20 protein-coding genes and 1 riboswitch are annotated in these 19,223 nt (G+C 75.1%); of the genes, 13 read left to right on the top strand and 7 right to left on the bottom strand.

Annotation, left to right across the window (positions count from 1 at the left end):
* Positions 1-184: 184 nt before the first annotated feature.
* The 3 genes from ACYVQV_RS11905 to ACYVQV_RS11895 all read left to right on the top strand — a co-directional run bounded on the left by ACYVQV_RS11905 (position 185) and on the right by ACYVQV_RS11895 (position 1,906).
* Positions 185-781 (top strand): hypothetical protein, encoded by a 597-nt coding sequence (locus ACYVQV_RS11905; protein WP_461023508.1) that lies wholly within the window; start codon positions 185-187, stop codon positions 779-781.
* The gene (locus tag ACYVQV_RS11900) at positions 778-1,425 is read left to right on the top strand and encodes an OmpA family protein (RefSeq protein ID WP_461023507.1); all 648 of its coding nucleotides are present in this window, start codon (positions 778-780) and stop codon (positions 1,423-1,425) included. The genes ACYVQV_RS11905 and ACYVQV_RS11900 overlap by 4 nt, the downstream gene beginning before the upstream one ends.
* Before the next feature lie 103 nt (positions 1,426-1,528).
* Positions 1,529-1,906, top strand: a complete 378-nt coding sequence (locus tag ACYVQV_RS11895; RefSeq protein WP_461023506.1) for a hypothetical protein — start codon at positions 1,529-1,531, stop codon at positions 1,904-1,906.
* 8 nt (positions 1,907-1,914) lie between these two features.
* Here the strand turns inward: ACYVQV_RS11895 and ACYVQV_RS11890 are convergent, their stop codons facing one another.
* The gene (locus tag ACYVQV_RS11890; protein WP_461023505.1) at positions 1,915-4,038 is read right to left on the bottom strand and encodes an EAL domain-containing protein; all 2,124 of its coding nucleotides are present in this window, start codon (positions 4,036-4,038) and stop codon (positions 1,915-1,917) included.
* A gap of 198 nt (positions 4,039-4,236) precedes the next feature.
* Between ACYVQV_RS11890 and ACYVQV_RS11885 the strand changes: the two genes are divergently transcribed.
* Complete coding sequence (locus tag ACYVQV_RS11885) at positions 4,237-5,580, top strand: multidrug effflux MFS transporter (protein WP_461023504.1); 1,344 nt, start codon at positions 4,237-4,239, stop codon at positions 5,578-5,580.
* 15 nt (positions 5,581-5,595) lie between these two features.
* Here the strand turns inward: ACYVQV_RS11885 and ACYVQV_RS11880 are convergent, their stop codons facing one another.
* The 3 genes from ACYVQV_RS11880 to ACYVQV_RS11870 all read right to left on the bottom strand — a co-directional run bounded on the left by ACYVQV_RS11880 (position 5,596) and on the right by ACYVQV_RS11870 (position 6,653).
* On the bottom strand, positions 5,596-6,066 hold the full coding sequence (locus ACYVQV_RS11880; protein ID WP_461023503.1) for an aminoacyl-tRNA deacylase: 471 nt from the start codon (positions 6,064-6,066) through the stop codon (positions 5,596-5,598).
* 86 nt (positions 6,067-6,152) lie between these two features.
* Positions 6,153-6,296: a hypothetical protein gene (locus ACYVQV_RS11875; RefSeq protein ID WP_461023502.1), complete on the bottom strand. Its 144-nt coding sequence runs from the start codon at positions 6,294-6,296 to the stop codon at positions 6,153-6,155.
* Positions 6,297-6,365: 69 nt separating this feature from the next.
* Positions 6,366-6,653, bottom strand: coding sequence for a DUF4235 domain-containing protein (locus tag ACYVQV_RS11870; RefSeq protein WP_461023501.1), 288 nt, complete (start codon positions 6,651-6,653; stop codon positions 6,366-6,368).
* Between the two features lie 124 nt (positions 6,654-6,777).
* A riboswitch (TPP riboswitch) is annotated at positions 6,778-6,883 on the top strand.
* 76 nt (positions 6,884-6,959) lie between these two features.
* Here ACYVQV_RS11870 and ACYVQV_RS11865 point away from each other — a divergent pair.
* The 3 genes from ACYVQV_RS11865 to ACYVQV_RS11855 are packed head-to-tail and all read left to right on the top strand — an operon-like array spanning position 6,960 to position 10,169.
* The gene (locus ACYVQV_RS11865) at positions 6,960-7,811 is read left to right on the top strand and encodes an ECF transporter S component (RefSeq protein WP_461023500.1); all 852 of its coding nucleotides are present in this window, start codon (positions 6,960-6,962) and stop codon (positions 7,809-7,811) included.
* A gap of 40 nt (positions 7,812-7,851) precedes the next feature.
* Entirely contained in the window at positions 7,852-9,363 is a 1,512-nt protein-coding gene (locus tag ACYVQV_RS11860) for an ABC transporter ATP-binding protein (protein ID WP_461023499.1), read from the top strand.
* Positions 9,360-10,169: an energy-coupling factor transporter transmembrane component T family protein gene (locus tag ACYVQV_RS11855; protein WP_461023498.1), complete on the top strand. Its 810-nt coding sequence runs from the start codon at positions 9,360-9,362 to the stop codon at positions 10,167-10,169. The genes ACYVQV_RS11860 and ACYVQV_RS11855 overlap by 4 nt, the downstream gene beginning before the upstream one ends.
* 15 nt (positions 10,170-10,184) lie before the next feature.
* Here ACYVQV_RS11855 and ACYVQV_RS11850 read toward each other — a convergent pair whose 3' ends face one another.
* Positions 10,185-11,405, bottom strand: coding sequence for an ROK family protein (locus ACYVQV_RS11850; protein ID WP_461023497.1), 1,221 nt, complete (start codon positions 11,403-11,405; stop codon positions 10,185-10,187).
* 120 nt (positions 11,406-11,525) lie between these two features.
* On the opposite strand from ACYVQV_RS11850, the gene ACYVQV_RS11845 reads away from it, so the two are divergent.
* The 4 genes from ACYVQV_RS11845 to ACYVQV_RS11830 are packed head-to-tail and all read left to right on the top strand — an operon-like array spanning position 11,526 to position 16,352.
* Positions 11,526-12,842 carry an ABC transporter substrate-binding protein gene (locus tag ACYVQV_RS11845; protein WP_461023496.1) on the top strand — a complete coding sequence of 439 codons (1,317 nt, stop codon included), beginning with the start codon at positions 11,526-11,528 and terminating at the stop codon, positions 12,840-12,842.
* 35 nt (positions 12,843-12,877) lie between these two features.
* Positions 12,878-13,813 carry a carbohydrate ABC transporter permease gene (locus tag ACYVQV_RS11840; protein WP_461023495.1) on the top strand — a complete coding sequence of 312 codons (936 nt, stop codon included), beginning with the start codon at positions 12,878-12,880 and terminating at the stop codon, positions 13,811-13,813.
* On the top strand, positions 13,813-14,709 hold the full coding sequence (locus tag ACYVQV_RS11835) for a carbohydrate ABC transporter permease (RefSeq protein ID WP_461023494.1): 897 nt from the start codon (positions 13,813-13,815) through the stop codon (positions 14,707-14,709). The genes ACYVQV_RS11840 and ACYVQV_RS11835 overlap by 1 nt, the downstream gene beginning before the upstream one ends.
* Entirely contained in the window at positions 14,706-16,352 is a 1,647-nt protein-coding gene (locus ACYVQV_RS11830) for a glycoside hydrolase family 13 protein (RefSeq protein ID WP_461023493.1), read from the top strand. The genes ACYVQV_RS11835 and ACYVQV_RS11830 overlap by 4 nt, the downstream gene beginning before the upstream one ends.
* Before the next feature lie 18 nt (positions 16,353-16,370).
* On the opposite strand, the gene ACYVQV_RS11825 is transcribed toward ACYVQV_RS11830, so the two are convergent.
* Positions 16,371-16,850 carry a Fur family transcriptional regulator gene (locus ACYVQV_RS11825; RefSeq protein ID WP_461023492.1) on the bottom strand — a complete coding sequence of 160 codons (480 nt, stop codon included), beginning with the start codon at positions 16,848-16,850 and terminating at the stop codon, positions 16,371-16,373.
* A gap of 52 nt (positions 16,851-16,902) precedes the next feature.
* A complete protein-coding gene (ppk2, locus tag ACYVQV_RS11820) occupies positions 16,903-17,745 on the bottom strand; it encodes a polyphosphate kinase 2 (RefSeq protein WP_461023491.1) in 843 nt (280 codons plus the stop codon).
* Between the two features lie 263 nt (positions 17,746-18,008).
* On the opposite strand from ppk2, the gene ACYVQV_RS11815 reads away from it, so the two are divergent.
* Together ACYVQV_RS11815 and ACYVQV_RS11810 are read left to right on the top strand one after the other, a co-directional pair.
* The gene (locus ACYVQV_RS11815; RefSeq protein WP_461023490.1) at positions 18,009-18,656 is read left to right on the top strand and encodes a GNAT family N-acetyltransferase; all 648 of its coding nucleotides are present in this window, start codon (positions 18,009-18,011) and stop codon (positions 18,654-18,656) included.
* A 94-nt stretch (positions 18,657-18,750) separates the two neighbouring features.
* Complete coding sequence (locus tag ACYVQV_RS11810; protein WP_461023489.1) at positions 18,751-19,170, top strand: CBS domain-containing protein; 420 nt, start codon at positions 18,751-18,753, stop codon at positions 19,168-19,170.
* Positions 19,171-19,223: the final 53 nt, after the last annotated feature.

Raw genomic sequence — 19,223 nt, 5'->3', positions numbered from 1 at the left:
GGCGCCGCGACGTCACGCGTGGTCGCCCTCGGTCATCCCGTCCGGCTGTCCTGGGGACGACCTCGACCGCCGTCGGGTCCGCGCGGGTACGGTGCGCACGACCGAGCAGGACCGAGTCGTACAGCGCGCCCGCCCGGGCGGCGAGGGGGATGGGATGAGCCGGACCGCGTGGAGGAGCCGGAGGGTGCGCGCCGTCGCCGGCGCGGCCGTGGGGGCGGTGCTCCTCGTCGGGTGCACGGGAGGCGGTGAGGACGCCGAGCGGGCGGACGGCGCTACCGAGCAGGAGCAGGAGGCGCTGTCCGACACGGCGGGGACGCTGTCCTCCGAGGGGGGCCAGGACGCGGAGGCGGTCCCGGTCGAAACCGAGCTGCCGGTCGTCGCCGAGCGCAGCACCACCCTGGACGAGCAGCCCGTGACCATCGCCGTCAACGGGGTCGTCGTGCAGGGCGAGCTGATGTCCGTCCTGTTCACGGTCGTCAACGACAGCGCGGACGAGGACGTCCAGATCTCCTCGGCCTTCGGTGGCAGCGTCACGTCGGGCAACCACTTCACGACCGCCGCCGTCACGGTGCTCGACGGGGTGAACGGCAACCTGCACCAGGCCGCGATGACCGAGGACGACACGTGCGTGTGCAGCGGGGAGCTGCAGGCCGTGGTCCTCCCGCCGGACGCCCACGCGGTGCTGACGACGACGTTCACCGCCGTCCCGGAGGACGTGGAGACGGTCACGGTGACCATCCCGCTGGCCGGTGCGTTCACGGACGTGCCGGTCACCCGATGACGGTCCGCCGTGCCGCTGCCCGGCGCGTCGCGGTGACGGCGGGCCCGCTGCTGGTGGCGTCGGTGCTCGTCGGCGCCGCCGGTCCGGCCGTCGCGAGCGACAGCGCGACCACCACACCGGCGACCCCTGAGGTCGTGGGCGTGCCGTGGCAGGTCGACCCCGGTGAAGCGGCCGGTGCCGAGGGGGCCGTGCACGCCCTCGGTCCGGAGCCGCAGGATCTGGCTCCGCGGGTGGAGCGCGTCCTGGGGCGCATCGGGACCCCGGACGGCGCCCTGACCTCCGTGGCGGAGGGTGAGGAGTTCGTGCTCGCGGCGGACGTGTACTTCGCCTTCGACTCGGCGGACCTCCAGCCGCGGGCCGCCGAGGACCTGCAGCGGGTGGTCGCCCAGGTCCGCGAGAACGGGACGACGTCCCTGCTGGTGACCGGCCACACCGACTCGGTCGGGGACGACGCGTACAACGACGACCTGTCCCTTCGTCGTGCCCAGGCGGTGGCCGCGGCCCTGACCGGGGCGCTGCCGGAGGTGGCCGTCTCCGCGGAGGGCAGGGGTGAGCGGGAGCCGGTCGTGGACGAGTCGCAGGCCCCGGACGTGGACGCGGCCCGAGCGGCGAACCGGCGGGTGGAGATCACCGCCGAGGGGTGACCACCCGTCTCGGGTCGACATCACTCACTGAGTGCGACAGGGTGATTACTGACAGTTCAGGGGTGGACATGTCCGGTCATCACGTCGACCAGGGGAGTGGGACATGCCTCAGGGGGGCAACCGATCGTCCGCGCACGTCAGCAGCCGGTCCGTCGGGCCGGGCGGCGCCCGCGGCTCCAGCGGCCCGAACGGCCACGACGCAGGACCGGGAGCGCGCCTGCCGCGGCGGCACGTCGAACCGGCGATGCGTCCCGCCGGGGAGCGCCGGCTCGCCGAGTCGTGCCCCGGTTGCCGGGGGACGACGCTCGTCGCCATGGACTTCCGGCTCAAGGACGGCGGGACGGCCAGGATGCGACGCTGCGGCCGGTGCGAGTGGCGCAGCTGGTGGCTGGGCGACCGGCAGGTCCCGCTCGTCGAGCTGCTCGAACGGGTCTCCACGGCCGGGCTGCCTAACGCCCCCCGCCAGAAACGGGCGTCCTGAGCGGCGGCTCAGACGCCGGCGGCCTCGGTCGTGCGCCACTGCGCGCCGGGGCGACCCAGCAGGTAGCCCTGGGCGAAGGAGATGCCCAGACCGCGCAGGTGGGTGAGGTCGTCGGCGTCCTCGACGCCCTCGGCGCACACCTGTACGTCGAGGGCCTGGGCGTAGGCGACGATCCCGCGCAGCACGGCGCTGCGCTCGGGGTCGCGGGCGCACCCGTCGACCAGTGAGCGGTCCACCTTCACCACGTCGGGCCGCAGGGACGCCAGCCGCATCAGCTCGGCCGAGCCGGCCCCGAGGTCGTCGAGGGCCACCCGCGCCCCCCGCTCCCGCAGCCGGTCCAGGCTGGCCGACACCACCGGCATGTCGAGGTGCTCGACCTCCTCGGTGAGCTCGACGACCACGCCGTCGAGCCGGTCGGGCAGGCGCTCCCAGAACCGGTCCGAGGCCAGCGCCCGGGAGGAGACGTTGACGAAGAGCTCCTGGTGGGCGGGCCGACCGGGGTGCTCCACGGCCGCACGCACGGCGGCCGCCTCGAGCAGGTCCCCGTGCCCGTCGACGTGGGCGCGGCGGAAGACGGTCGCGACGTCCGCCCGCTGGTCGGGGAACCGCGACAGGGCCTCGTGGCCCACGACGGCGCCGCTGGTGAGCTCCATGATCGGCTGGACCACCACGTGGAAGTCCGGCAGCAGCTGGCCGAGCGCCCCCTCGACCAGGCTGGTCCGCGACACCACCCGGTCGCGTCCGCGGTGCTTGGCGGCGTACAGCGCCTCGTCGGCGTGCGCGACGGCCGTCGCCGGGTCGGTGTCCGGGTGCCACGGGGCGACGCCGATGGACGCCGTCTGCCCGTCCGGGACGAGCGAGCGCAGCACCTCGAGCTCGGCGACCGCCTCGGTCACCGTGCGGCCCGGCAGCAGCACGGCGAACTCCTCGCCGCCGTACCGGGCGAGGGTCGCACCGTCGCCCAGGGCCGCGGTCCACGCGCGCACGGCGTCCTTGAGCAGCCGGTCACCGCGCTGGTGCCCGTGCCGGTCGTTGTACGCCTTGAAGTGGTCGAGGTCGAGCAGGGCGACGCTGAGCGGCTGGCCGGTGTCGTGCGAGACCTGGCAGGCCCGGGACAGCTCGTGGTCCCAGGTGCGGCGGTTGGGCGCCCCGGTCAGGGCGTCGGAGCGGGCCAGCGCGGCCAGCTGGACGGCCTGCTGCTGGACGACGTGCAGCAGGCCGTTGAGCCGGGCCACGACGAGCCCCGACAGCAGGAGCATCCCGACGCCGACGGTCACCCAGGAGACGTCGTCCCCGATCGTCCCGTCGAGGATCAGCACGACAGCAGGCAGCTGCAGGCCGGCCGTCAGCGCGCCGATCCGGCCACGGGTCAGCGTGGGGACGGGCCGTGACGGGCCGGGCTGGGCGACGACGTGCATCGTCGGGTGCGCCGCCGCCGACGCGAGCAGGAGGTAGCTCGCGAGCCACAGGCTGTCCGCGATGCTGGCGACCGTCGTGTCGCTGGTGGTGAGCACCAGGACGTTCCAGGCGATGTCCCCGGCGCCCATGGTGAGCAGGGCGGCGACGAGGAGGCGGTAGGACGCCGTCCGCGCACCGGGGGAGGCCCACATCCGTGCGGCGACCGCGAGCAGCAGGAGGTCGCCGACCGGGTAGGCGGAGGCGACCACCCGGGCCGGGACGGACAGCGAGGCGTCCTCCGCGAGCGGCTCGAGCAGCAGCACCACGACGAGCACGGCGACGCCGGCGGTGACGATCGCGGCGTCCAGCACGATCGCCACACCGCCGGCGTCGCGGCGTGAGCGCACGATCGACACGAGCCCGGTACCGGCGAGGACGTAGGCGCTGAGGTACACGGCGTCGGACGGCGCCGGGAAGGGGGCGGTGCCGGCGAGCTGCTCGAGCAGCCAGACCAGGTCGGCCACCACCCAGGCGGTCAGCCCACCGAGCACCCAGGACCAGGCGCGACCGTCGGCCGGGCGCCGGGCCACCCGCGCGGCCCAGCCGACGGCGACCGCACCGACCGCCACGACGTAGTAGAGCCACCCGAGCGCGCCAGGGGCCAGCGAGTAGGCCACGGCACCCGTCCCCAGCAGCAGCACGGCTGCGACCAGGGCGCGGTCGACACGGGTCACGTCACCTCATCGGCAGGTACGGCCCCGCGGTCAAGCGTCGACCCGTGTGACGTGCGCCGGCCCTCGTGCTCGCCGGGTGAAAAGCGGTTCGGCACCGGGAACACGTCGTGGGATGATTTTGCTGCGCTTTCGGGCCCGCGTGCGCGCACGGGGCCGGGAGCGCCGACCGACCACCCCAGCACCTGACGGGAGACCCCTGTGACGCCACCGCCGCACGCCACCGCGTGCGAGCCGACCCTGCCCCGGACCGCCGACGCCCCCGTGGACGTCGTCCCCGCCGCGCCGCAGGTCCCGGCGCCGGCCCCGGAGGCGGTGGCGCCCAGCACGGGCCCCGAGCCCGCACCGACCGGCGGCCGCTACCTGCAGCTCGTCCTGGTGCTCGGCCTGCTCGTGGCCCTCGGCCCGCTCACGATCGACCTGTACCTGCCGGCGCTGCCCGCCGTCGCCGCGGACCTGCGGACCACGGACGCCGCGGTCCAGTTCACCCTGACCGGGATCATGCTCGGGCTGGCCGTCGGCCAGCTGCTCATCGGCCCGGTGTCCGACGCGGTCGGTCGGCGCAGGCCGCTGCTCGTCGGTGTCGCCGCCCACGGCCTGGCGTCGGTGGCGTGCTCGCTCGCCCCGAGCATCGGCGTCCTGTCCGGGGTGCGGGTGCTCCAGGGCTTCGCCGGCGCGGCGGTGTCGGTCGTGGCGATGGCCGTCGTCCGGGACCTGTTCAGCGGCCGCCGTGCCGCGACGCTGCTGTCGCACCTGATGCTCGTCATCGGCATCGCCCCCGTCCTCGCCCCGAGCCTCGGCGGGTACCTGCTGACCTTCACCGACTGGCGGGGGATCTTCTGGGTGCTCGCCGCGGTCGCCGTCCTGCTCGTCGGCCTGGCCGCGGTCGGGCTGCGCGAGACCCTGCCCCCGGCCCGCCGGCAGCCCGCCCGGGTCGGCGCGACGCTGCGCACCTACCGGCGGCTGCTGCGCGACCTGCCGTTCGTGGGGCTCGTGCTCGTCGGCGGGCTGATGATGGCCACGCTGTTCGCGTACGTGTCCGGCTCGCCGTTCGTCCTGCAGGAGGTGTACGGCCTCGACGAGCAGAGCTACGGGCTGGTGTTCGGGGCCAACGCCCTCGGGATCGTGCTGGCCAGCCAGACCAACCCGCTGCTGCTGCGCCGGTTCACCCCCCAGCAGATGCTCGTCGCGGGCGTCGTCGGCGCCACCACCGGGTCGCTGGGCCTGCTCGTGCTCGCGGCGCTCCAGGCGCCGCTGCCCCTGCTCCTCGTCCCGCTGTTCGTCGCCGTCTCCTCGGTGGGGTACTCCTTCCCGAACGCGCCGGCGCTGGCCCTGTCCCGGCACGGCGAGTCCGCCGGGACCGCCGCGGCGATCATGGGGGCCACCCAGTTCGGGGTCGCGGCCGCGTCCGCGCCCCTCGTCGGGGTGCTCGGGACGGCGTCCGCGGTGCCGATGGGCCTCGTCATGGCCGGGACGACGGCACTCGCCTCGGTCGTGCTGCTCGCCGGCGTCCGGCCCTGGACGCTGCCCGCGATCGACGACTGACCGGCCCGCGACCGCTCAGCGGGCGGGGTCGGTGACGTCCGCGACCTGCGCGCCGAGCGCGGTGACGACGTCCGCCCCGTCGGCGACGACCGCGACCCCGTGCGCGCCCGCGCCCAGGGACACCTCGCCGCGGGGCACCCGCACGTCCGCGACCACCGGCAACGGCGTGAGCGACCCGAACGGGGTGATGGTGCCCCGCTCGTACCCCGTGACCCGGCGCGCGTCCTCGGCGTCCGGCATCGACAGTCGGTTGACGCCCAGCAGGGCCCGCAGCCTGGGCCAGGCGATCTCCCGGTCACCGGGGACGAGCACCACCAGGTAGTCGTCCGCGGCGCGCCGCACCACGATGGTCTTGAGCACCTGCGACGGCTCGACGCCCCGGACGGCGGCCGCCTCGGCCAGGCTCGACACCCGGCCGTGCCGCACGACGCGGTGGTCGATGCCGCTGGCACGCACCGCGGCCAGCGCCCGGTCCTGCGGGCTCACCCGTGGGAGGTCCTCGCCGGACGCTGCCCCGCCGTCCGCGCGGCCGTCCGTGCCGCCGTCCACTGCGCCGTCCACTGCGCGCGACCTCAGAACAGGGACGACAGCCAGCGCAGCACCGGCATCGCGACCGGTGCGCTCACCGCCAGCATCCCGAGCACGACGAGCACCGCGAGCAGCCTCGCCAGCGGCGAGGGACGGCCCGTCCCCGGTTCGCGCAACGACCTCAGCACGCGCCCAGTGTCACAGACGGCGGGCCGGTGCCGCAGCCACCTCCCGCCGCGTCCCCGGGCGGCGGCAGGTCAGCCGACCTGCTCCAGGCCCTTCGGCAGGTGGCCGGTGCTCTTGCGGTAGTAGTCGGCGGCCTTGCGCGCCGCCAGCATGCGCGCGACGCCGACCAGCGCCCCGGAGAACAGCGCCCAGCCGAGGGCCTCCTTCCAGGAGGTGTCGGGCGACTCGGGGTTGGCCGGCGGTGCGTTGCCGGTGCCCTTCGTCCACGCCAGCGTGATGACCTTCTTCGCCGCGATGCCGGCGAGCACGGCCGAGCCGGTGCCCATGATCGTCCAGACCTTGCTGCTGTCACTGCTCACGCCGGGGCCTCCAGCTCCTCGGGCCGCCGGTCCGGCGGCGACGTCGACTGCGCTGCCTCACGCTCGCGCACGCCGGGGAGCGCGGCAACTCGTCCGAGCCCCGACCCCGGCGGGTGTACCGTGGCCGCAGCGACAGGGGAGCGCCACCAGGGCGCTGAGAGTGCGGGCAGCCGCAGACCCTCGAACCTGATCCGGTTAGCACCGGTGTAGGGAGTCGGGACCTCCCACCGCGCACCCGACCGCGGCGTCCGCCGCGGCCCGGGGCGCGGTGCCCCTCCTGGAGCGCACCGCGCAGGAGGACACACGATGAGCAGCACCCGGGACGACGCGTCGAGCCCCACCACGCAGGACGCACGGACCACCGCCGCCGGTCACGGCCAGCACCCCACGGCCAGCGGGCACCGGCTCCGGCCGCTGTCGCTCGCGCTCGCCGGTGCCGGGCTCGTCGCCGGCGCCGTCACCTGGGCGGTCGGCCTGCCGCAGGAGCCCACGCTGTTCGGCACCCCGCTGGTCGACCTCACCGTCCCCGCGGCGCTGCTGCTCGCCCTCGCCGGGTTGTGGCTCGCCGGCTGGACGTCGACCACCCGGCCCCGCTGGCGGGTGGTCGACGTCGTCGTCGCCAGCGTCCTCGGCGTCGCCGGCGGGTTCCTCTTCGTCGCCTGGAACATCGGCTGGGAGCCGCTGTCGGCCGGGCTCGCCGCGTTCCCGCCGGCCAGCGCGATCGGCGTCGGCGTCTGGCTGCTGCCCGGCGTCCTCGGTGGGCTCGTGATCCGCCGCCCCGGCGCCGCCGTCTACGTCGAGGTGGTCGCCGCCACCGTCAGCGCCCTCGTCGGCAACCAGTGGGGCTTCGCGACGGTCTGGTACGGCCTCCTCGAGGGACTCGGCGCCGAGGTCGTGCTCGCCCTCCTGCTGTACCGCCGGTTCGGGATCTGGGCCGCCGCGGCGGCCGGCGCCGGGGCGGGCGTCGTCGTCGGGCTGCTGGACACCTTCGTCTACTACCCGGAGTTCGAGCCCGTCTACAAGACCGTCTACGTCGCCCTGGCGGTCCTCTCCGGCGTGGTCGTCGCCGGCATCGGCTCGTGGGCCCTGACCCGCGCCCTGGCGGCGACCGGTGCCCTGGCGCCCCTCGCCTCCGGCCGCGACGCCGAACGCGTCTGAGCCGCGCCGTCACGATGACCCACGCCCCGGCGGGAGGACCGTGACCACCCTCAGCCTGCGCGGGTGGGGGTGGCGGCACCACGGCCGCCGGGCGTGGGCGCTGCGCGGCGTCGACCTGGACGTCGGCCCCGGTGAGCGGGTGCTGCTGCTCGGCCCCAGCGGCGCCGGCAAGTCCACCCTCCTCGCCGCCGTCGCCGGGCTGCTCGACCCCGGCCCGGACGGCAGCGGCCAGCAGGAGGGCGAGGTGCTGCTCGACGGCGTCCCCGCCCACCAGGCACGGCTGCGGGCCGTCGAGGAGGCGGTGGGCCGCGCCCGGACCGGCCTCCTCCTGCAGGACCCCGAGGCGCAGACCGTGCTCGCCCGCTGCGGGGACGACGTCGCCTTCGGCCTGGAGAACCACGCGGTCCCCGCCGACCGGATCTGGCCCCGGGTCGACGCCGCGCTCGCCGACGTCGGGCTCGACCTGCCGCGCGACCACCCGACGTCGCGGCTGTCCGGCGGGCAGCGGCAGCGCCTCGCCCTGGCCGGCGTCCTGGCCCTGCGGCCCGACGTCCTGCTCCTCGACGAGCCGACGTCCATGCTCGACCCGGACGCCGGACGCGCGCTCGCGAGGACCGTCCGCGAGCTGCTCGACGGGACGTCGGCCACCTGCGTGCTCGTCGAGCACCGCGTCGCCACCTGGTGGGACGTCGTCGACCGCGTCGTCGTCCTCGAACCCGGCGGCGGCGTCGTGGCCGACGGCGCCCCTGCGGCCGTGCTCCAGCGCGAGGGGGCGCGGCTCGCGGCCCGCGGCGTGTGGGTGCCGGGGCACCTGCCGGGCGGCCCCACCCGGCCGGCCGCGCCGCACGCCGCCGAGCCGCTGCTGACCGCGCGGGGCCTGGAGGTGTCGCGCCGCGGGCTCGAGCGGGCCGTCCTCGGCGGCGTCGACCTCGACGTCCGGGCCGGTCACGCCACCGCCCTCGTCGGCGCGAACGGTGCCGGCAAGTCGACGCTCGCGCTCGCCCTCGGCGGCCTCGCACGTCACACCGCGGGTGACCTCACCGCCTCCGCCGCGCTCCGCGCCGGGGCGCGGCTGGCCGCCGACCCGTCCGGCTGGCGACCTCGGCAGCTCGTCGGGCGGATCGGCTCGGTGTTCCAGGACCCCCGCCACCAGTTCGTCGCCGCCACCGTCGCCGACGAGCTCGCCGTCGGCCCGCTGCGCACCGGCCGGTCCGAGGGCGAGGCCGCCGCCCGGGCCGCCGAGCTGATGGAGCGGCTGCGGCTGGCGCACCTCGCTCGCGCCAACCCGTTCACGCTGTCGGGCGGTGAGCAGCGGCGGCTGTCGGTCGCGACCGCGCTCGCCACCCGGCCGCGGGTGCTGGTCCTCGACGAGCCGACGTTCGGCCAGGACGCGCTGACCTGGGCCGAGCTGGCGGAGCTGCTCGCCGAGCTGCTCGCCGGCGGCTCCGCGGTCGTCGCCGCCACCCACGACGGCGCGCTCGTGCACGCGCTCGCGGACGAGGTCGTGACCGTGGGCGGCGGGCGGGCCGACGTCCGGCAGGTGGCCCGGTGACCGCCGTCGACCTGCTGGCCGGCGCGGCCGACGCCGACCGGGGGGCGCCGCTGGCCCGGGCCAACCCCGTCGCGAAGCTCGCCGTGTCCGTGGTGCTGTCGCTGGCGCTGCTGCTGACGGTGGACGTCGTCACCGCCGGTGTCGCGCTGCTGCTCGAGCTGGTGCTGCTGCCCTGGGCCGGCCTGGGGCCCCGGGCGCTGTGGCGGCGGGCCTGGATCGTCGTCCTGGCCGCAGCGTCCGCCGGGGTCGCCACCACCTGGCTGGGCGTCGACTCCGGTGCGGTGCTGCTCGGCCTGGGGCCGGTCACCGTCACGGAGGGGTCCGCGACCGCCGGCGCCGCGATCGCGCTGCGGGTGCTCGCGATCGGCCTGCCCGGCGTCGTCCTGCTGGCGACCACCGACCCGACCGACCTCGCCGACTCGCTCGCCCAGGTGCTGCGCCTGCCGCACCGGTTCGTCCTGGCCGCCCTGGCGGCGACGCGCCTGTTCGGGGTGCTCGCCGAGGAGTGGCAGCTGCTGTCCCTGGCCCGCCGGGCCCGAGGGATCGGCGACGACGGTCCGGTGGGACGGCTGAGGACCACCGCGGGGCAGACCTTCGCGCTGCTCGTGCTCGCCGTCCGGCGCGCCACCACGCTGGCGACGGCGATGGAGGCGCGCGGGTTCGGGGCGTCCACGGAGCGGACCTGGGCGCGCCGCAGCCGGTTCACCGGCCACGACGTGCTCGTCGTCCTCGGTGGGATCGCGGTCGCGGCGGTCGCCACGACCGCCGGGGTGCTGGCCGGGACGTGGTCGCTGACGCTGGCCTGACGGGCAGTACGGGACTCAGGTCCCGGTCGCCGCCGCAGCCCCCGGCAGGTCGATCGACAGGGCGCGCTCCCGGACGTCCGCGACCGCCCGCTCGACGGCGCCCCGGACGACACCGTCCCCGCCGAACGAGGAGATCGCGACCACCGGGCGCGGCGGGTCCAGGTAGGCGGGCAGGCCGCGCCTGACGGCCTCGGCGAGCGGTCCGCAGTGCTCGGCGAGGTGGCCGGCGAGCACGACGACCGACGGGTCGAACGTCGTCGCGAGCACGGCGACGACCCGCGTCAGCCGCGCGGCCAGCTCGGCCACCACGCGCGCCGCGACGGCGTCCCCGTCCTGCGCGGCGGCCAGGACGGCGACCGCGTCCACGGCCCGCGGTGGCAGCGTCGCCAGGACCGAGCCCGGCCCGCCGGGCGCGTCCAGGGCCTCCAGGGCCAGGTGCCGGGCCTGCGCGGCCACCCCGGCCGGCGAGCCGACCCCGTCGACGTGGTCGAGGAAGCGCATCTCGCCCACCCCGCCGTGCGCACCGCGCAGCAGGCGCCCGTCGACGACGACCCCCGCGCCGAAGCCCTCGTCGACCAGGAGCGTGACGTGGTCCGCGACGCCGACGCCGAGCCCGCGCGTCGCCTCGCCCGTCGCCGCCAGGTTGGCGTCGTTGTCGACGACGACCGACCACCCCCGGGCGCGCAGGTGGGACGCGAGCGAGGGGTTGACGGCGCGCCAGAACGGGTTGCCGCGGAACGTGGTCAGCCCGTCGGCGTCGACGGGCGCCGGCACGCCGACGACCACCGAGAGCGGGCCGTCGTGGGCGGGTGCGGCCCGCTCGACCGCGGACCGGACGCTGCGCTCGACCACCTGCCGGCGGCGGGGGGCAGCGGTCGTCGGGCCGACGGTCTCCGCGTGCCGGGCGAGCTCGTTCCCGCGGAGGTCGGCGGCGACCGCGGTGACACGGTGCACCCCCGCGTCCACGCCCACGACCACGCCGGCGTCCGAGGCCAGGCTCCAGCGCCGGGCGGGCCTGCCGAGGCGGTAGCCGCCGTGCTGGCGCTGGTCGGCGGCCTCCAGCAGCCAGCCGCGACGCAGCAGCTCGTCGCAGACGTCGTGCACCGTCGCCCGCGACAGGCCGGTCGTGCCCATGAGGTCGGCCGCGGTGACGGCTTCGACGTCCCAGGCGACGCGCAGCACGGCGCGGGCGTTGACCTCGCGCAGGCGGCGGGGCGAGGAGATGGCGTGGTCCAAGGTCTTGACCCTCCCGGTCGGCGAGCCTACCTTCTCACCAGGTGTTTATTTAGTCTCCTGATCATCCCATCTATCCCGCTTCGTCCGGTCCTCGGCCTGACAGGTGAGGGAGGGGCAGCAGTGGGCACGCGACCGCCGGGAGCACGCACCGCGTCCGTCACCGCGCCGGCGCCTCACGGGCCCACCCGCCGGTCCGCGCTGAAGGCCGCGCTGCTCGGCGTGGGCGCGGCCTGCGGCGTCCCGCTCGCCGGCTGCTCCGCCGGCGGGGGCTCGGAGATCCGCTTCCTGATGAACAAGCCCGAGGTCGTCGGCTACTTCCGTCAGCTGGTCGACGACTTCAACGCCTCCCAGCAGGACGTGCGCGTCGTCCTGGACACCACGCCCACCTCGATCACCGCGCAGTTCGTCCGCGAGGCCCCACCCGACCTGGCCTGCTACAACTACAACCTCGAGGCCGCGAACTTCGTGCGCCGCGACGTCCTGACCGACCTGGCCGACGTCCCCGCGGCGCAGCAGATCGCCCCCGACGTGCAGGAGCTGGTCGGGCAGTTCGCCGGCAGCGGCGACCAGACCAGCGTCCTGCCGTTCTCGGTGACCGCCGCGGGAGTCATCTACAACCAGGCGCTGTTCGACCAGGTGGGCGTCGAGATCCCGACGACGTGGGCCGAGCTGCTCGCTGCCTGCGAGACCTTCGCCGCCGCCGGCGTCACGCCGCTGTACAGCACCTACCGGGAGACCTGGACGATCCAGCAGGGGCTGTTCGACTACTGCACCGGCGGCATGGTGGACGTCGCCGGCTTCTACGCCGACCTGCAGGAGGTCGGCACCGACTTCGAGCCCGGTGGTCCGCAGTCGTTCACGCAGGTCATGGGACCGGCCGTGGACCGGATGCTCGAGCTCGCCGCCTGGAGCAACGACGACGCCGCCTCACGCACCTACTACGACGGCAACCTCGCGTTCGGCCAGGGGCGGGCGGCGATGTACCTGCAGGGGCCGTGGGCGCTGGGCGAGATCGCCAAGGTGGACCCGGACCTGCCCGTCGGCACGTTCGCGCTGCCGATGACCGATGACCCCGACGAGCGGCGCGTGCGGGTCAACCTCGACCTGGCCCTGTGGATCCCGAGGTCGACACCGTCGCCCGACGCCGCCCGCACGTTCCTCGAGCACCTGATGTCCCCGGAGATCGTCAACACCTACAACACCGAGAACCAGGCCTACTCGCCGCTCGTCGACGCCCCGGACCAGCCGGACCCCCGCGTCGCCGGGCTGCAGCCGTACGTCGACGCCGGTCGCTTCTACCAGGGCGCGGGCACGTACATCCCCCCGACCGTCCCCCTGGGCAACTACCTCCAGGAGGCCGTGCTGTCCGGTGACGGCGAGGCGTTCCTGGAGACCCTGGACGCCGACTGGCAGCGCCTGGCGCTGCGCTCGGCCTGAGCGAACCCGGCCCCAGCCCCGCGCGAGGAGCGACCGTGACCGCGACCAGTCCCCCCACCACCGTCCAGCCGACCGCCGGGGACGCCGGACGGACCGGCCCGCGTCGCCGCCGACGCGGCGTGGACCCCGTCTACTACCTGTTCCTGCTGCCGGCGATGCTGCTGTTCACGCTGTTCATCACGGCACCCGCGATCGCCGGGGCGTTCTTCAGCCTGACCAACTTCGTCGGGTTCGGGGAGTGGGAGTTCGTCGGCCTGTCGAACTACCGGGTGATGTTCACCGACCCGCGGATCCTGTCCGCGTACACGTTCACCATCGGCTTCGCCGTCGCGACGGTGCTCCTGGTCAACGTCGTCGCCCTCTTCATCGCGATCGGCCTGAACTCCCGGATCAAGGCCAAGACGGCGCTGCGCGGGGTGTTCTTCCTGCCGATGGTCGTCTCCGGCATCGTCATCGCCTACGTCTTCAACTACCTGTTCTCGACGTCCCTGCCGACCCTCGCGTCCGGCCTCGGGCTGGAGTCGTTGCAGACGAGCATCCTGGCCAACGAGGACCTCGCCTGGCTGGCCATCGTCCTGGTCACCGCCTGGCAGGCCGTCCCGAGCGCACTGATCATCTACCTCGCGGGGCTGCTGTCCATCCCCGAGGAGGTGTACGAGGCGTCGTCCCTCGACGGCGCGTCCGCGTGGCGGCAGCTGACGTCGATCACGCTGCCGCTGCTGTTCGGGTACGTCGTCATCAACACGGTCCTCGGCGTGAAGAACTTCCTCAACGCCTACGACATCATCGTCGGCCTGACCAACGGGGGTCCGGGCACCGCGACGATGAGCGTCGCGATGACGATCTTCACCGGCTTCAGCAGCGGTGACTACGCCTACCAGATGGCCAACGCCGTGCTGTTCTTCGTCGTCACGGTGGTCGTCTCCGTCCTGCAGCTGCAGATCATCCGCCGCCGAGGAGTGTCGCTCTGATGGCCGTCGCCGCCGATGCCCCCGCCGTCGCCGCGAGCACGCGGCCCACCCGCCGCCGCGGCAGCTGGCACGACCGCGGCCAGCGCCGCTCGTGGGCGCTGACCCTCGTCCTCGCCGTCTGCTCCCTCACCGTCCTCGTCCCGCTGTACTTCACGGTCGCGATGGCCTTCAAGACCAGCGAGCAGGCGGTCGCGGGCGCGGGCTTCGACTGGCCGTGGCCGATGAACTGGTCGAGCTTCTCCGAGGCCTGGACCCTGACCAGCTTCCCGCGGTCGTTCACCATCTCGTTCCTCGTCGCCGCCGGCACGGTGGCCGGCACCCTGGTGCTGGCGTCCTGGGCGTCGTACGCCATCGCCCGCAACTGGGACCGCAAGCTGTTCCGGTACTCCTACTTCTACCTGCTCGGCGCGATGTTCCTGCCGTTCCCGGTGGTCGCCCTGCCGCAGGTGAAGCTGACCGCGTTCCTGTCGATGGACAACCCGGTCGGCGTCACCGTGCTGCACGTGATGTTCCAGCTCTCGTTCAGCGTGCTGCTCTACTCGGCGTTCCTGCGCTCCATCCCGCACGAGCTGGAGGAGAGCGCCCGGATCGACGGCGCCTCGACCTGGCAGACGTTCTGGAAGCTCATCTTCCCGCTGCTGGCGCCCATGAACGCGACCATCGGCATCTTCGCGTTCCTGGCGTCCTGGAACGACTTCATGATGCCGTCGCTCATCACCGCCGACCCGTCGCTGCAGACGCTGCCGGTGATCCAGAACGTCTTCCAGCTGGCGTTCTCCACCAACTACAACGTCGCGTTCGCGTCGTACCTCATGGCGATGGCGCCGACGCTGGTCGTCTACGTCCTGGCGCAGCGGTGGATCCTGTCCGGCGTCACGAGGGGTGCGATCAAGTGACGGGCGCGGCGGGCGGGACGGCTCCCTGGTGGCGGCAGGCGGTCGTCTACCAGGTGTACCCGCGCAGCTTCGCGGACGCCGACGGCGACGGCGTCGGCGACCTCGCCGGGGTGACCTCGCGGGTGCCCTACCTGCGGTCGCTCGGCGTCGACGCCGTGTGGCTCAGCCCGTTCTACCCCTCCGCCCTCGCGGACGGCGGGTACGACGTCGACGACCACCGCGCCGTGGACCCCCGGCTGGGCACCCTCGCCGACCTCGACGCGATGGTCGCCGCCCTGCACGCGGCAGGGATCAAGGTCGTCGTGGACGTCGTCCCCAACCACACCTCCGACCGCCACCGCTGGTTCCGCGACGCGCTCGCCGCCGGGCGCGGCTCGCCCGAGCGCGACCGGTACGTCTTCCGCGACGGCCGCGGCCCGGACGGCGCCCTCCCACCGTCCGGCTGGCAGTCGGTGTTCGGCGGGCCGGCCTGGGAGCGCGTGGCCGACGGGCAGTGGTACCTGCACCTCTTCGCCCCCGAGCAGCCCGACCTGAACTGGGCCGACCCGGACGTGCGCGAGGACCTGCTGCAGACCCTGCGCTTCTGGGCCGACCGGGGCGTGGACGGGTTCCGCGTCGACGTCGCGCACGGCCTCGTCAAGGACGTCGACGGCCACCTCGAGGTGGAGCTGGACCCCGCCGAGCCGCCCCGGTCCGACGGCAGCCACCCGTTCTGGGACCGTGACGACCTCCAGCACGTGTACGCCGAGTGGCGGCAGGTCCTCGACGCCTACGACCCGCCGCGGTCGGCTGTCGCGGAGGCCGCCGTCCACCCCGAGCGCCGTTCGATGTACGCCAACCCGCGCAGCCTGGACCAGGCGTTCAACTTCGACCTCTTCGAGGCGGCCTGGGACGCGGCGGCCGTGCGGGCCGCGATCGACCGCGGTCTGGAGCAGGCGCGACGCGGGTCGTCGGCGACGTGGACGCTGTCCAACCACGACTCGGTGCGGCACGCCACCCGGTTCGGCCTGCCCCCGCAGGAGGGCCTGTCCTCGCAGGTGGGGGCCAAGGCCTGGGTGACGACGGACGGCACGCACCCGGTGGTCGACTGGGAGCTGGGGCTGCGGCGCGCCCGCGCCGCCGTCCTGCTGGAGCTCGCCCTGCCGGGCGCGACGTACCTGTACCAGGGGGAGGAGCTCGGCCTGCACGAGGTCGCCGACCTGCCCGCCGAGGTGCTGCGGGACCCGCTGGCCCGACGGTCCGGCGGCCGGGAGAAGGGCCGGGACGGGTGCCGCGTGCCGCTGCCGTGGACGCCCGACCCGCCGTCCTTCGGCTTCGGCGGGTCCCCGACGTGGCTGCCGCAGCCGCCCTGGTTCGCCGACGTGTCGGTGCAGCGGCAGGAGCTGGACCCGTGGTCGACCCTCAGCCTGTACCGGACGGCTCTGGCCCTGCGGCGGCGGCTGCTCACCGACGAGTCGCTCACCTGGGTCGGCGACGATCCCGACGTGCTGCACCTCGCGCGCCCCGGCGGGTGGCACAGCGTCACCAACCTCGGCGCCGCACCGGTCGGGTTGCCCTCCGGCGAGCTGCTGCTGTCCAGCGACCCCGTGGGCGACGGGCTCACGCTCCGCCCGGACACCACGGCCTGGGTGCGCGTCGGCTAGCGCGCCTCGTCCGGCCGCTCAGGCGCCGGCGCAGTCACGGCACGTCCCCGACAGGGCGACGTGCTGCGGGTCCAGGACGAACTCGCCCTGCTCGGCCAGCCGGGTCCGGACCGGGTCGAGCAGGTCGCCCGGCAGGTCGACGACGCGACCGCACAGCCGGCACCGGGCGTGCAGGTGCTGCCCGACGCCCCCCGGGACGACGAGGTGGTAGACCGTCCCCGCCGTCCCCAGGTGCACGTGCGTGGCCGCGCCGAGGTCGGTGAGCCGCTCCAGGGTCCGGTAGACGGTGGCCCGGTGCACCGACGGGTCACGCTGCTCGACGGCTGCGCACAGCTCGTCCACCGACGGGTGGCCGGTCTGCGCGGCGAGCGCCTCGACGACGACCTGCCGGGCCCGCGTGACCCGGTGGCCCCGGGAGCGCAGCCGGTCGAGGACGGCGCGGGCCGTGGCGTCTGCACGGGCGGCGTCAGCGCGGTCGGCGTCAGCGGGCGCGGTCACGCGCACAGTCTCCCCGCTGCGTCCCGTGGCGACCAGCCGCCCCGGCGCCGGCTCAGGTCCCCAGGGTGGCGGCGTGGTCCGGCACGTAGCGCTGGGTGTCCCGGGGCGGGCGCACGTACCCGGTGGGCGCCGGCCGGTCCGGCAGCGTCAGGGACGGCGGCGGCACCTGCTCGTAGGGGACGGTGGACAGCAGGTGGGCGATCATGTTGATCCGCGCGCGCCGCTTGTCGTCGCTCTCCACGACGTACCAGGGCGCCTCCGGGACGTCGGTGTGGACGAGCATCTGGTCCTTGGCCCGGGAGTAGTCCTCCCAGCGGGCGATCGACTCCAGGTCCATCGGCGACAGCTTCCACTGCCGCATCGGGTCCTCGAGCCGGGACCGGAACCGTGCCTCCTGCTCGGCGTCGCTGACGGAGAACCAGTACTTGCGCAGCAGGACGCCGTCCTCGACGAGCAGCCGCTCGACGATCGGGCACTGGTGCAGGAAGCGCCGGTACTCGTCGTCGGTGCAGAACCCCATCACCCGCTCGACGCCGGCGCGGTTGTACCAGGACCGGTCGAACAGCACGATCTCGCCGGCGGCGGGCAGCTGCTCGACGTACCGCTGGAAGTACCACTGGCTGCGCTCGCGCTCGGTCGGGGCGGGGAGGGCGACGATCCGCGCGACGCGGGGGTTGAGGTACTGGGTGACGCGCTTGATGGTGCTGCCCTTGCCGGCGGCGTCCCGTCCCTCGAAGACCACGACGAGGCGCGCACCGGAGGTCCGCACCCACTCCTGCATGGTCACCAGCTCGGCCTGCAGCCGGTAGAGCTCCTGCTCGTAGACCTTGCGCCGCAGCCGCTTCGGCGCGCGGTGCCCCGGTTCCGGCTCCTGCTGCTGGTGACGTCGCGCCATCCGCCGAGCCTACGACCGCTCGCCGCTCGTGCCGACCCGCGAGTCGGACGGACGCGCCGTCGATCCCGTCCGGCGGACGGCGCGTCTGCCCGTCCCGGTGCGACCGGGGGCCGGACGGGACGGCGCGGGACCGGCGGGGAGGGGGCCGGACGTCCGCGTCACGCGCCGGAAACACGCCGTGACCTCCCCGGAACGGGACCGGGGGACGGTGGCCACCTCGTCCGGTGGCGCCGACCGCGCCGCCCCGTCGCAGGGAGGTCCCGATGGCACCCACCACCGCCCCCGCACCCCACCGGCCCGTCCCGCGGCAGCGGGCCGCCACCCCGCCCGTCGTGCCAGCGCACGGCCACCGCCCCGGTGCCACCGACCCCGCCGTCCGGCTGGCGAGGCGGCCCTGGGCGCTCGGGCCGCGCACCGGCGCGCCGCTGTCGGTGCGCGGCGTGGAGCCCGCGGACCTGGCGGCGCTGGCCACCCTGCACGCGCGGTGCAGCCGGCAGACGCTGCTGCAGCGCTACCGCACCGGCGGCCGCGCACCGAGCCTGCTGACGCTCGCGGCGACGCTCCGCGAACCGCTCGTCCTCGCGGCGTTCGCCGCGCCCGGGCACGCGGTCGCCCTGGCCACCGCCGACGTCGGCTCGGACGACGGCTGGGTGTCGGAGGTCGGTCTGCTCGTCGAGGACGCCTGGCAGGGTCGCGGTGTCGGCACGGCGCTGGCCCGCCACCTCGCGGTCTGGCTGCGCGCCCGGGGTGCCGTGCAGCTGACGACGCGCTCGGCGTCGGCGTCCGTCCCGCTGCTCCGCGTGATGGAGCAGGTGGGTGAGACGCGGTCGGGGCTGGACGAGCACCGCTGCACCGTGCTGACCACGCGGATCCAGCTCCAGGGGCCGGGGGCGCTCGCTCCCGCAGGGTGAGCCTGCCGACCGGGCGGTGGGGACCTTGGACCCTCACCGGCCGGGTGCCGCGGGGGGACAGTGGCCTCACCAGCACCAGTGAGAGGAGCCGGCCGTGGTCACCGCAGCAGCTCTGCAGAGCCAGGTCCGTCAGGTGATGAGCCGTCCCGTCGCCGGGGTCGACGTCACCGCCAGCATGCGTGAGATCGCGGACCTCCTGACGTCCAACGAGATCAGCGCCGTGGCCGTGCTGGCCGGTGGCCGCTTCGTCGGGGTCGTCACCGAGCGGGACGTCACCACCCAGGTCAGCGTCTGCACCGACCCGGACCTCGTCCGGGCCGACGAGATGGTCACGTACGCACCGGTGACGGTCGCGGCCACCGACACGCTCTCGGACGCCGCGCACGCGATGCTGGACGCGGGTGTGCGGCACCTGCCCGTGGTGGAGGGGGACGAGGTGGTCGGGGTGCTGTCGCTGCGGGACGTCGCCCGGCTGCTGCTCGCCGGCCAGGAGGCCGAGGCCACCGTCGGGTGAGGCGGCCCGCACGGCGCCGTGGCCGCGGCGGGTGGGTCCCGCCGCGGCCACGT

The sequence above is a fragment of the Thalassiella azotivora genome (assembly GCF_054781695.1).
Note: the sequence above shows the minus strand (reverse complement) of the source record. Positions and strands in the feature narration are given on the sequence as shown.